At 64.4% G+C, this 12552-nt stretch carries 13 protein-coding genes and 1 pseudogene; 11 read left to right on the top strand and 3 right to left on the bottom strand.

The features are described 5' to 3' along the window. Positions 1–234 precede the first annotated feature (234 nt). The gene (locus MESS2_RS34210; RefSeq protein WP_008877642.1) at positions 235–732 is read right to left on the bottom strand and encodes a GNAT family N-acetyltransferase; all 498 of its coding nucleotides are present in this window, start codon (positions 730–732) and stop codon (positions 235–237) included. 175 nt (positions 733–907) lie between these two features. Between MESS2_RS34210 and MESS2_RS26370 the strand changes: the two genes are divergently transcribed. Together MESS2_RS26370 and MESS2_RS26365 are read left to right on the top strand one after the other, a co-directional pair. Then, positions 908–1303, top strand: coding sequence for an acyl-CoA thioesterase (locus tag MESS2_RS26370; RefSeq protein WP_008877641.1), 396 nt, complete (start codon positions 908–910; stop codon positions 1301–1303). Positions 1304–1432: 129 nt separating this feature from the next. Then, positions 1433–1747, top strand: coding sequence for a hypothetical protein (locus MESS2_RS26365; RefSeq protein WP_008877639.1), 315 nt, complete (start codon positions 1433–1435; stop codon positions 1745–1747). A gap of 49 nt (positions 1748–1796) precedes the next feature. On the opposite strand, the gene MESS2_RS26360 is transcribed toward MESS2_RS26365, so the two are convergent. Next, on the bottom strand, positions 1797–2165 hold the full coding sequence (locus MESS2_RS26360; RefSeq protein ID WP_008877638.1) for a winged helix-turn-helix transcriptional regulator: 369 nt from the start codon (positions 2163–2165) through the stop codon (positions 1797–1799). Between the two features lie 91 nt (positions 2166–2256). On the opposite strand from MESS2_RS26360, the gene MESS2_RS26355 reads away from it, so the two are divergent. Continuing rightward, a complete protein-coding gene (locus tag MESS2_RS26355; protein ID WP_008877637.1) occupies positions 2257–2862 on the top strand; it encodes an NADPH-dependent FMN reductase in 606 nt (201 codons plus the stop codon). Positions 2863–3129: 267 nt separating this feature from the next. On the opposite strand, the gene MESS2_RS26350 is transcribed toward MESS2_RS26355, so the two are convergent. Next, positions 3130–3816 carry a GntR family transcriptional regulator gene (locus MESS2_RS26350; protein WP_008877635.1) on the bottom strand — a complete coding sequence of 229 codons (687 nt, stop codon included), beginning with the start codon at positions 3814–3816 and terminating at the stop codon, positions 3130–3132. Between the two features lie 291 nt (positions 3817–4107). Between MESS2_RS26350 and MESS2_RS26345 the strand changes: the two genes are divergently transcribed. The 8 genes and pseudogenes from MESS2_RS26345 to atzF all read left to right on the top strand — a co-directional run bounded on the left by MESS2_RS26345 (position 4108) and on the right by atzF (position 12369). Further along, positions 4108–5235 (top strand): BMP family ABC transporter substrate-binding protein, encoded by a 1128-nt coding sequence (locus tag MESS2_RS26345; protein WP_008877633.1) that lies wholly within the window; start codon positions 4108–4110, stop codon positions 5233–5235. 20 nt (positions 5236–5255) lie between these two features. Continuing rightward, positions 5256–6380, top strand: coding sequence for an ABC transporter permease (locus MESS2_RS26340; RefSeq protein WP_008877632.1), 1125 nt, complete (start codon positions 5256–5258; stop codon positions 6378–6380). Next, positions 6380–7306: an ABC transporter permease gene (locus MESS2_RS26335; protein WP_008877631.1), complete on the top strand. Its 927-nt coding sequence runs from the start codon at positions 6380–6382 to the stop codon at positions 7304–7306. The genes MESS2_RS26340 and MESS2_RS26335 overlap by 1 nt, the downstream gene beginning before the upstream one ends. A gap of 16 nt (positions 7307–7322) precedes the next feature. Beyond that, entirely contained in the window at positions 7323–8018 is a 696-nt protein-coding gene (biuH, locus tag MESS2_RS26330) for a biuret amidohydrolase (RefSeq protein ID WP_008877630.1), read from the top strand. 10 nt (positions 8019–8028) lie between these two features. After that, entirely contained in the window at positions 8029–9561 is a 1533-nt protein-coding gene (locus MESS2_RS26325; protein WP_008877629.1) for an ABC transporter ATP-binding protein, read from the top strand. After that, the gene (locus MESS2_RS26320; protein WP_008877628.1) at positions 9561–10229 is read left to right on the top strand and encodes a cysteine hydrolase family protein; all 669 of its coding nucleotides are present in this window, start codon (positions 9561–9563) and stop codon (positions 10227–10229) included. Before MESS2_RS26325 ends, MESS2_RS26320 begins: the two co-directional genes overlap by 1 nt. Further along, positions 10222–10572: a cupin domain-containing protein gene (locus MESS2_RS26315; RefSeq protein ID WP_008877627.1), complete on the top strand. Its 351-nt coding sequence runs from the start codon at positions 10222–10224 to the stop codon at positions 10570–10572. Before MESS2_RS26320 ends, MESS2_RS26315 begins: the two co-directional genes overlap by 8 nt. Next, a pseudogene (atzF, locus tag MESS2_RS26310) lies at positions 10569–12369 on the top strand (allophanate hydrolase). The gene MESS2_RS26315 and the pseudogene atzF overlap by 4 nt, the downstream one beginning before the upstream one ends. Positions 12370–12552: the final 183 nt, after the last annotated feature.

Raw genomic sequence — 12552 nt, 5'->3', positions numbered from 1 at the left:
TTAGCTATGCCGTCATGAACACTGGACTGGTCTTGGTCGTAGTAGGAAGGCGCATGGGCAGGGTGGCGTAGCCACCCGGCGAAAGCACCCATGCGCGGTAAGCAGGCTCCTGACGGGGCCTTTTTTTATGCCCGAGTTTGCGCGTCCCCGTCAGCCTTCTGAAATCCCGCTGACACAAAGGCCAGACCATGACCCGAGACGGTTCCATTACGGTGACAGTGCACTAATTGGGCCTTACGGTGACAGTGCACCAATTGGCGAGCGCGAACTCGTGCGCAGCAGGTTGTGAGCAATTGGTGCACTGTCACCGTAACTCTGGTAACTCTCTGGTTGACAAGCGGTCCGAGCGTCATACGTCATCGCCAGCATTTTGCTTGAAATCATAACGCATGATCGGGCGGGCTGGCATCCTGCGAGCAACGACCCTGAACCGGCGCGAGCGAAGGTGGAGGCGTATCCACTACCGGAAGCGCTCGGCGATACATCGGCATCAAAAGGATAGGCCTCAAGCGCAGGGGCGTTTGCGCGCCTTGCAGTCTCCAGCCCCGCTGCGATCAGATGGGACGTGACGCCCTGCCGGCGATATCCTTTTCGCACGTAGAGGCAGGACAACGACCAGACCGGCGCATCATCCACGCGCTTGAGTTGCCACAGTCGATCGAGCCACGGCACGGCATCCCGTGGTGTCACCTGGCACCAGCCGACGGCAGCGACTGCACACGGCGCTCTCATTGAACAGGTTCTCGAGTGCGGGCCAAAGATCCGATGTCAGAGGGCGAGAGGTAAATTTCATGTCAGGCACCTTCCTCAACTCACCCTGCGCAGTCTAGCACTTGCTGGTCTGCGTTGACGCATCGGTGCTACGACGATACGGGATCGGGAGAAGATCGATCTCGGGGACTTCCGCATGGTGCAATACGCGAACGGGCGGCCGCTCGGCGACCTTACGCTGAGAACCCTGGCGATGCCTTCGGACGCCAATGCGGCGGGCGACATTTTTGGCGGCTGGGTGATGGCGCAGATGGATCTTGCCTGCGGCATCCGCGCCGCCGAGCGCGCCAAGGGCCGCGTGGTGACGGCGGCGGTGAAGGAGATGTCGTTCGCCAAGCCGATGAAGATCGGCGACACGCTGTGCATCTACACCCATGTCGAACGTGTCGGCCGCACGTCGATGACGCTCAAGGTCGAGGCCTGGGCGCAACGCTATCTCTCCGACCTGATGGAGAAGGTCACCCAAGCCGATTTCGTCATGGTTGCGCTGGACGGCGAAGGCAAGCCGAAGGCGGTGCCGGCGGAAGTCTGACAAGCCAGATTCCAAGTTTCGATATCGCTGGCACGGCGCGCGATCTGGGCGACCGTTTCTGCGTGAAGCCTTTCACAGTCCCGTTCGCACATTTCCGTGACCATGTCCGGCAGGGCATGGGGGAAGACAATGCGTCAACGATTGCTGAACGGCGCATTGGCGGGCGCGCTTGCAGCCTTGTTCTGCCTGTTGGCCGCAACCGCCTATACCGAGGTTAAACAAAACCAGGCCGAAGCCAGTTGCGCCTCCGAAACCCACACCTTCAAGCGGCAAGCGAACAGGTGCGAAAACTGCGTGGCGACGACGTGCTACAACGGTGCGATGGCTGCGCGCAATTGCGGTCAAGGGGCGACCTGTACCATCGACGGCAAGGTGGTCAATCAGGCCCCGAAATCGAAGCGGACCGAAGGCCGTCTGTGGGCCGGAATGCAGATGCAGCCGTAGAATTCGCCTGTGCTGCCCGCCACGCGAAAACCCTTGCAGCGCAAGGGTTTCAGGCGTGAATCCCATCGAACTTTTCACGCGCCGCTTTGACCCGCGCGGTGTTCTTGCGCGCCCATTCGCCGAGCGCTGCGACCGGCACCAGCAACTCGCGGCCGAGATCGGTCAGCTCGTAGTCGACGCGTGGCGGGATGGTCGGAAACACTGTGCGCGTGACGAAGCCGTCACGCTCCAAACCGCGCAAGGTGGTGGTCAGCATCTTTTGCGAAATGCCGCCGACGGCCGCGCGCAATTCGTTGAAACGCAGTGGTCCATCGCCGAGCTTGCTGACGACGAGCACGGTCCATTTGTCGCCGACGCGCTGCAGGATTTCCGAGATGGCGCGGCAGTCCTCGGTGATATGCGGGTGCCTCAGTAACAAAAACGTGCCTCCTTGCACTTCGAGTTTGCGGTATCTCATATAGCGCCGGTATCCAAACGATACCACAATTTCCCGCAAGGAGAGCCCCTCAATGTCCAAACCCAAAATCGCCATCATCATCGGTTCGACGCGCGCCGCGCGCTTCGCCGACGTCCCGACCGAGTGGATCGCCAAGATCGCCAAGTCGCATGCCGATATCGATGTCGAAGTCGTCGATTTGCGCGACTTCCCGCTGCCGTTCTTCGACGAGGTCGCATCCTCCGCCTGGGCGCCGTCGCAGAACGAAGTGGCGCAACGCTGGCAGAAGAAGGTCGCCGGGTTCGACGGCTTCATCTTCACCGCCGCCGAATACAACCACGGCCCGACGGCCGTGCTGAAGAACGCCATCGACTACGCCGCCAATGAATGGAACAAGAAGCCGGCCGGCTTCGTCGGCTATGGCAGCGTCGGTGGATCGCGTGCCGTCGAGCAGCTCCGCCTTTATGCCGTCGAGTTGCAGATGGCGCCGGTCAAGTCGGCGGTTCATATCGCCTGGGGCGATTTCCTTGCCGTCCGCCAAGGCGAGAAGAAGCTTGAAGAGATCGAGCACCTGAACCAGGCGGCAACCGCGCTGGTCAACGACGTCGCCTGGTGGGCCAAGGTGCTGAAGGCAGCGCGCAAGGCTGATGTGATCGCCGAGGAAGCCAAGGCGGCCTGATCGCCTGTTTGAATTATCCTCCCAAGGATATGGGGCGGCGCTTGCGCCGTCCTTTCCAATTTCAGGAACTGAGATGCGCGTGCCGTGCCTGCCTTGGTCCGATGATGCAATCGGCCACGCCATCCAACTCGTTCAGCTCGTCCGATTAAATTGCTCACAGGCCGATCGTCAATTCGTCCGTTATGCGCCAAATCCTGCCGTTCGGGCGCTCTTGGCGCTCTCTCTCACTGGGGCCAGGCGCTCCGCAGGAATCAGTTGAATTCCTTCTCACCCGGCGGTGACCGGCACCGTGCTTGCGACTTTCGGCTGGTCGCCGGCGGCAAAGACGGCGCTCGCCTCGCTGACGATGGAAACGTGATTCTTGGCGGCGTTTCCCGCGGCGGCGCCGTCACCGCGCATGATTGCCGTAACGATCACGTCGTGCTCCTGCCAGGACTTCGCCAGACGGCCGGACAACATGAACTGGGCGCGGCGGAAAGGCGCCAGCCGGCTGCGCGTCATCACGGTCAGTTCATAGATGTGCTTGCTGTGCGCGCCGCGATAGAGCCGGGTGTGGAAGTCGGTGTTGAAATATTCATAGTCCTCCTCCGCACCCAGTTGCACCAGGCGGGCCGAGGCCTGGTGCTCGATCTCGAGCGCACGCCGCTCACCGGCGGTCATCCGTTCGGCCGAGAAGCGCGCGCAGATCGCTTCCAGTTCGGCCATGCTCTCGAACATCGAGGCGAGATGCTCCTGCGTCACCACGGCGACGATGGCACCGCGGTTAGGCCGCCTTTCGACCAGGCCCATGGCGCTGAGCTGGCCGAGCGCCTCGCGCACCGGCGTGCGGGATACGTCGAAGCGGGCGGCGAGCGAGGCTTCGTCGAGCTTTTCGCCGGGGCGCAGGAAGCCGGTGACGATACGGTCACCGATCGCCCTCACCATCTGATCGACGGTCGTGCCCGACCTGACCAAGCTGCGCTTCCCTGACAAATCTCCTCCGTCCGGTCTTCTGTGGAGTCAGTTGGCGCATCGGCCCATCGACTCAATATACCTCTCTATGCCTCTATTTTAATCTGTCTGTCAAACCGGCTATTTTCAAGGCAAAAAGTGCATGCAATTGCCTCCGGCATGAGCAGGCTCTTTTTAAGCAGCTGTTAATTCTATTCAATAAATTTAGCCTTCTGAATTGGCACGGCGATTGCATGCACTTTGTTGAGAAGGCGTTAACCGACCTGGAAAAGGGTCCACAGGGGAGCATAAGAGATGACCGACAGATTCATGCTTAGCCGCCGCCAGTTGCTCAAGACCTCCGCCGCCGGAGCAGCACTTGGGCTGGCCTCGGCATCCTTTCCCATAAGCAGGGCATTCGCTGCCGCCGCCACCGTCGGCTTCATCTATGTCGGACCGAAGGACGACTATGGCTACAACCAGGCGCATGCCGAAGGCGCCGCGGCGCTGAAGGGCATCGAGGGCATCTCCATCGTCGAGGAAGAAAACGTCCCCGAGACGGTTGACGTCCAGAAGACGATGGAATCGATGATCAATCTCGACGGCGCCTCGCTGATTTTCCCGACCTCATTCGGCTATTTCGATCCGCACATGCTGGCCATGTGCGCGAAATTCCCCGACGTGCAGTTCCGCCATTGCGGCGGCATGTGGAACAAGGACAAGCATCCGATGAATGCCGGTTCCTATTTCGGCTATATCGGCATGGGGCAGTATCTCAACGGCGTCGTCGCCGGCCATACCAGCAAGACCAAGAAGCTCGGCTTCGTCGCCGCCAAGCCGATCCCGCAGGTCCTGCTCAACATCAACTCCTTCCTGCTTGGCGCGCGTTCGGTCGACCCGACGATCACATGCCAGGTGATCTTCACCGGCGAATGGTCGCTGGCGGTCAAGGAGGCGGAAGCCACCAACGCACTGGTCGACCAGGGCATCGATGTCGTCACCTGCCATGTCGACAGTCCCAAGGTCGTGGTCGAGACGGCGGCCGGCCGCGGCGCCTTCGTCTGCGGCTACCACGCCAACCAGAGCCCGCTGGCGCCCGAGAAATACCTGACCGGCGCCGAGTGGAACTGGGCCAAGGTCTACAAAATGTTCGTAGACGACCTCGTCGCCGGCAAGCCGCTGCCCAATTTCACCCGCGGCGGACTGGCCGACGGCTTCGTCAAGATGAGCCCGCTCGGCCCCGCCGTCAGCGAGGCGGCCCGCAAGCAGTTCGACGCCACGCTGGCCGAAATGACGAAGGGCGGCTTCTCCGTCATCAAGGGCCCGCTGAAGAGCAACATGGGTGCCGTCGTCGCGACCGAAGGCCAGGCCTTCGCCGAGACCGCCATCGAGCTCGAAAGCATGGACTATCTGGTCGAGGGCGTCGTCGGTTCGACCGCCTGAACCCGGACGGAGGTGGCAGGATGACAGACACGGTGGCAGGGGCCGGCGTACCGGCGACATTCGGCGCCAGGGGTTATCCGGCGGCGCTGGAATGGATCGCCCGGCGCGCCGAGGCCTTCGTCATTCCGCTCGCGGCGCTGGTCGTCGGCATGGCCCTGTTCAGCCTGTTCATCCTGGCTGTCGGCAAGTCGCCGGTCCAGCTCTATGAAACGATGTGGCGCGGCGGCTTCGGTTCATGGTTCTCGATCCAGAACTCGCTGTCGCGCTCCTCTCCCCTGCTGCTGGCGGCGCTCTGCGTGGCGCTGCCGGCCCGGCTCGGCCTCGTCGTTATCGGCGGAGAGGGCGCCATCGTACTCGGTGGCGTCGCGGCCGCTGCCATCGGGGTGGTGCTGAGCGGTGCGCCATCCTTCATCGTCATTCTCGCCATGGGCGTGGCGGGCATGATCGCCGGTGGCATCTGGATAGGTGCCGTCGGCGCGCTGCGCCACTACCGCGCCGTCAACGAGACCATCTCCAGCCTGCTGATGGCCTATATCGCGATTGCCCTGATGAACCAACTGGTCGAAGGGCCGCTGCGCGACCCTGCCTCGCTCAACAAGCCATCGACCCACCCGCTGGCCGATGTCTACCGCATCGGCAACATACCGGGCATGGAGGTGCATTGGGGCCTGGCCGTCGGCGTGCTGGCCTGCGTGCTGTCCTGGGTGCTGATCGAAAAGACCCGCTGGGGCTTTGCCGCCCGTATCGCGGGCGGCAATGTCAGGGCCGCCCAGGTGCAGGGGCTTGCCGTCGGTTCGCTGATCGTCGGCTTCACCGGGCTCGCCGGCGCCTTTACCGGTCTTGCCGGCATGCTGGAGGTCGCGGCGGTGCAGGGCAGCGCCAACGCCTCGCTCGCCGCCGGCTATGGCTATACCGGCATCCTCGTCGCCTTCCTCGCGCGGCACAATCCGCTGGCCATCATTCCGGTCGCATTCCTGCTGGGCGGCATCGATGCCTCCGGCGGGCTGATCCAGCGCCGCATGGACCTGCCCGACGCCACCGTGCTGGTGCTGCAGGGCATGCTGTTCATCGTCATCCTGTTCAGCGAAACCTTTTACGGCCGCTTCAAGGCGTTCAATCCCGATCTCTGGCAAAGGAGCAGTTGATGGACGCCACCGGGATCGGCCTCTGGGGCGTGCCGCTCGCCATCCTCGGCGGCGCCATCCGCGTTTCCACGCCCTTCATCTTCGTCTCGCTCGGCGAAGCCATCACCGAGCGCTCCGGCCGCATCAATCTCGGTCTTGAAGGCACGCTGGTCTTCGGCGCCATGGCCGCCTATGCGGTGGCGGTGATGACCGGCTCCCCCTGGCTCGGCCTCATCGCGGCAGCCTTCGCCGGGCTCTGCTTCGGCCTGTTCCATGGCTGGATCTGCAAGTTCCGTGGGGTCAACGACATCGCCATCGGCATTGCCCAGATGCTGTTCGGCTCGGGCCTCGCCTTCTTTTTCGGCAAGCCGTTCATCCAGCCTTCGGCGCCCGACCTGCCGGCCATTCCCCTCGGCGCCTGGTCGAACATTCCGCAGGTGCAAGCCGCACTCGACGTCAACGTGCTGTTCCTGATCGGCGCGACACTGGCGGTGTTCCTGTGGTGGGCCTTCCGCAACACCCGCGCCGGCCTCATCCTGCGCGTCGTCGGCGACAGTTCCGACGCGGCGCGGGCCATGGGCCTCAACCCGGACACGGTGCGTCTCATCGCCACCGGGATCGGCGGCGCGCTGGCCGGCATCGGCGGCGCCTATCTGTCGCTCTACTATCCCGGCAGCTGGACCGAAGGCATCTCGTCGGGGCAGGGGCTGATGGCGGTGGCGCTGGTCATCTTCGCTCGCTGGAACCCGCTCGGCTGCTTTGCCGCGGCCCTTCTGTTTGGCGGCGCCGGTGCGCTCGGCCCGGCACTGCAGTCGGTCGGCGTCACGCAAGGCTACTATCTCTTCTACGCCGCCCCTTACATCCTCACCCTGATCATCATGATCGCCACCTCCTCGCCCAGCCGTTCGCTCGCCGGCGCGCCCGGCGAACTGTCGATCACCAAATGACACCGGAGTTTTTGCCATGAACGCCAGAGCCGGGCAGCGTTACATCGAGGCCGATCCCTATCCATGGCCCTACAATGGCGATCTGAGGTCCGACAATACGGCGCTGATCATCATCGACATGCAGACCGATTTTTGCGGGCCGGGCGGCTATGTCGATCATATGGGCTACGACCTGTCGCTGGTGCGGGCGCCGATCGAGCCGATCAAGTCGGTGCTGTCGGCGATGCGCGCCAAGGGCTACACCATCATCCACACCCGCGAGGGCCACCGGCCCGACCTTGCCGACCTGCCGGCCAACAAGCGCTGGCGCTCACGCCGCATCAATGCCGGCATCGGCGATCCCGGCCCCTGCGGGCGCATCCTGGTGCGCGGCGAGCCGGGCTGGGATATCATCTCCGATCTCTATCCGGCCGAGGGCGAACCGATCATCGACAAGCCGGGAAAGGGCTCGTTCTGCGCCACCGACCTCGAGCTGATCCTCAACCAGCGTGGCATCGAAAACATCGTGCTCACCGGCATCACCACCGATGTCTGCGTCCACACCACCATGCGCGAGGCCAATGACCGCGGCTTCGAATGCGTGATGCTGGAGGATTGCTGCGGCGCCACCGACTACGGCAATCATCTCGCCGCCATCAAGATGATCAAGATGCAGGGCGGCGTGTTCGGCGCGGTGTCGAATTCGGTCGCGCTCGTCGCCCAGCTGCCGTGAGGACATCGCGATGAGCGCAACCACCAACAGCAAGGCGGTCGGCGTCGAGACCATCGGCATGACCATGCGATTCGGCGCCTTCACCGCGCTCGACGATGTCTCGGTGAAGGTTCCGGCCAGCTCTTTCCACGCGCTGCTCGGCGAGAACGGCGCCGGCAAGTCGACGCTGGTCAAATGCATGATGGGTTTTTACCACCCGACCTCTGGCGACATCCTGGTCGACGGCCGCGAGGTGGCGATCGGTAGTCCGCGCGACGCCTCGGCGCTCGGCCTCGGCATGGTCTACCAGCATTTCACGCTGGTGCCGTCGCTGACCGGCGCCGAGAACCTGGTCATTTCGCGCGAGAAGGTGCCTGGCATCATCGACTGGCGCAGCGAGCGCGGCGAGCTTGCCGTGTTCATGGAGCGGATGCCGTTCAAGCTGCCGCTCGACGTCAAGGTGGCCGAACTCGCCGCTGGCGAGAAGCAGAAGCTGGAGATCGTCAAGCAGCTCTATCTCGGCCGCTCCTTCCTGGTGCTGGACGAGCCGACTTCGGTGCTCACCCCCGGCGAGGCGCAGGAAGTGCTGGGACTGGTGCGCGCCATGACCAGAGCGGGCGGCCTCACCGTGCTGATGATCTCGCACAAATTCCACGAGGTGACGGCGTTCGCCGACGACGTCAGCGTGCTGCGCAAGGGCAAGCTTACGGGATCCGGCCGTGTTACCGATCTCGACCACAAGGCGATGGCGGCGATGATGATCGGCGACCAGCCGATCGCGGCGCTCGACAGCCGTGCCGAGCCGAAGCTGGACGCCGAGATCGTGCTCAAGGTGAAAGCATTGAAGGCACCGGACCGCACCGGGTTGAAGTCGATCCGCATCGAGGATCTTGGGGTGCGCTCGGGCGAGATCGTCGGCATCGCCGGCATTTCCGGCAACGGCCAGAAGGAATTCCTCGAAGTGCTGGCCGGGCAGCGCCCGCGCGATACCGGCGAAGTCATGGTGCGCGGCACCGCCTATGCGGCGACGCGCGCCGAGGCGCGTGCGCTGAATGTCCGCCTGATCCTAGAGGAGCCGCTTAAAAACGCCTGTGCGCCGAAGATGACGGTGGCCGAGAACATCTCCTTCCGCACCTTCGACATCGACGGCAACGGCAAGCCGGTGAACTGGATCAGCGCCGGCGCCATCCGCGCGTTCAGCGCCAGGCTGGTCGAGCAGTTCAAGGTCAAGACCGCATCGCTGTCGTCGCCGATCGCCTCGCTGTCGGGCGGCAATGTGCAGCGCGCCGTGCTTGCCCGCGAACTGACCGGCGAGGTCGATCTGCTGATCGTCTCCAATCCCTGCTTCGGCCTCGACTTCTCGGCCGTCGCCGAAATTCGCGCCCGCATCATGAAGGCGCGCAATGCCGGCGCGGCCGTGCTTCTGATGTCGGAGGATCTCGACGAGTTGCTGGAACTCTCCGACCGCATCTTCGTCATGTCCGACGGCGCGCTTGTCTACGAGACGCCGATCGCACAGGCGAGCGTGCAGACGATCGGTGAGCACATGGCGGGACATCATTGATGGCTGAAATCGCGGCGCAGCCGTTTCCATTCGCCTTCAAGCCGCGGACCATGGCGCTCATCGTCATCGACATGCAGCGCGATTTCGCCGAGCCGGGCGGCTTCGGCGCCAGCCTCGGCAACGACGTCAGCCGGGTGGTGGCGATCGTGCCGACGGTGAAGAGACTGATCGAAGGCTTTCGCGCCGCCGGCCTGCCGGTTATCCACACCATGGAATGCCACCGGCCCGACCTTTCGGATCTGCCTTCCGCCAAGCGCGATCGCGGCAATCCGTCGATCCGCATCGGCGACGCCGGGCCGATGGGCCGCGTGCTGATCGCCGGTGAGCCGGGCACGGCGATCCTCGACGAGCTTGCGCCGCTGCCCGGCGAGATCGTCATCGAGAAGCCCGGCAAGGGCGCGTTCTATGCCACCTCCTTCGGCGAGGATCTCAGGAAGCTCGGCGCCGAGCAACTGGTCTTTGCCGGCGTCACCACCGAGGTTTGCGTGCAGACGACGATGCGCGAGGCCAACGACCGCGGCTATGATTGCCTGCTTGCCGAGGACGCGACGGAAAGCTATTTCCCCGAGTTCAAGGCGGCGGCGATCGCCATGATCAGGGCGCAGGGCGCCATCGTTGGCTGGACTGCGACCACCGACCAGGTGCTCGAGGGAATTGCCAATGCCTAATCTGAGTTTTGCCGGCCTGCTCGACGACGGCTGGCGCGATCTCGCGTTCGAGCCGTTCCGCGATGGTATCAGTGTGCATTGGCTGCTGAAGGGCGGGCCGGTCGAGCCGTCGGTCGCCATCCTCAACTACCGGCCCGGCGCCGGTGTGCCACGCCACCGCCATGCCGGGCTGGAGACGATCGTCGTGCTAGACGGCACCCAGAGCGACGAGAACGGCGACTATCCGGCTGGCAGCGTCGTCCTGAACCCGGTCGGGACCGAGCATTCGGTGTGGACGAAAGACGGCTGCGTCGTGCTGATCCAGTGGGACCTGCCGGTGATCATTCTGGGGGAGGCCAAATGAGCGACATCCACTTCGACATCGGCAGCCTGCATGGCGCCTATCAGGCTGGTACCGGCGTCGCGGAGGTGATTGACGCCGTCTATGCACGCCTCGCAGCCGCCGACGACCCCGGCATCTTCATCTATCTGGCCGACAAGGCCGCACTGCTGGCTGCGGCCGCGGACCTCGGCCGGTTCGATCCTGTCGCCAGGCCACTCTGGGGTATTCCCTTCGCCGTCAAGGACAACATCGACGTCGCCGGCATGCCGACGACGGCGGCCTGCGCCGAATACACCTACTGGCCCGACAAGGACGCTGCCGTGGTGGCGCGGCTGAGGGCGGCCGGTGCGCTGGTCGTCGGCAAGACCAATCTCGACCAGTTCGCCACCGGCCTTGTTGGCGTGCGCACGCCCTGGCCTATCCCGCGCAACGCCATCGACGAGGAGCTGGTGCCGGGCGGCTCATCCTCGGGGTCGGCTGTGGCGACGGCGCGCGGCATCGTCTCCTTCGCGCTCGGCACTGACACCGCCGGCTCCGGCCGTATTCCCGCCGGCCTCAACAACATCGTCGGGCTGAAGCCGACGGTTGGCGCGCTGTCGGCCGCCGGCGTCGTGCCGGCCTGCCGCACGCTCGACTGCGTCTCGGTGTTCGCGCTGACCGTCGACGACGCCTATAGGGTATTCTCCGTTGCCGCGGCGCGTGACACCGCCGATCCCTATTCGCGGGACATCGCCGTGCAGCCGCTCGCCGCGCGCCCACCGGTGCTGAGCGTCGGTATCCCGGCAAAAGCCGACCTGAAATTCTTTGGCGACGCTTCGATGCAGGCCGGCTTCGAGGCCTCGCTTGCCATGTTGTCGCGGCTCGGCTGCCGGCTGGTCGAAATCCCCTTCAGCGATTTCTACGCCACCGCCGATCTTCTCTACGAGGGCGCCTGGTGTGGCCGAACGCTACGCGGCCATTGCCGATTTCATGGAGGCCAACGAGGCGGCCATGCACCCGGTAACGCGCAGGATCATCGGTGGCGCGCGTAACCTCTCGGCGGCCGATGCCTTCCGCGGCCTCTATGCCGTGCAGGCCTACAAGGCGAAGCTCGCTCCGGTCATCACCTCGGTCGACGTGTTCTGCGTGCCAACCGCGCCGACCCATTACACGGTCGATGCGGTGCTCGCCGACCCGATCGTCACCAACAGCCGCCTCGGCACCTATACCAATTTCGTCAATCTGCTCGATTTGTGCGGCATCGCGGTGCCGACAGGCACGCGCGACGACGGTCTGCCGATGAGCGTGACCTTGCTCTCCATGGCGGGCAGGGATGGCCTGACCGCCACACTTGCCCGCGATATCCATGCCGCGAGCGGGCTTTCGCTCGGCGCAACCGTCTGGCAGCAGCCGGGCATGCTCCCGGCAGCGTCGTCGACCGACGACGGCATGATCGATCTGGTGGTCGTCGGCGCGCACCTGTCGGGCATGCCGCTCAACAGCCAACTCAGCCAGCTCGGCGCACGGTTCTCGCGCGCGGCAAGGACAGCCTCTGCCTACAGGCTCTATGCGCTTGCCGGCCAGTCGGTGCCCAAGCCCGGCCTGATCCGGGTTGGCGATGGCGGCACCGCGGTCGAAGTCGAGGTCTGGCGACTTTGCGCCGACGCCTTCGGCCGTTTTGTCGCGGCCATTCCGCCGCCGCTCGGCATTGGCACGATCGAACTCGAGGACGGCAGCGCGGCCAAGGGTTTTCTGGTCGAAACCGCTGGCCTGACCGATGCCTCCGATATCTCGTCATTCGGTGGCTGGCGCCGCTTTGTTATCGCGGCGGCCTCGTAAGCTATGTTCAATCGGATCGCCGCCAGGCACCTGGGAGCAGCGTTGCTCCGTCGGGGGCACCCCGTCGGTCTGTAATGACATTCTTTGTGAAGGCTGATCGTCAGCTCACCGCACGACTTCGCGATGGCCGCTTGGCAGGCGCGTGGCGATGAGCTTGTCGATGCGGCGGCCGTGTCGAGGTCG

It is taken from the genome of Mesorhizobium metallidurans STM 2683 (assembly GCF_000350085.1).
Lineage (GTDB): Bacteria > Pseudomonadota > Alphaproteobacteria > Rhizobiales > Rhizobiaceae > Mesorhizobium > Mesorhizobium metallidurans.
The sequence above is the reverse complement of the archived record's forward strand: the minus strand, read 5'-3'. Positions and strand labels throughout refer to the sequence as shown.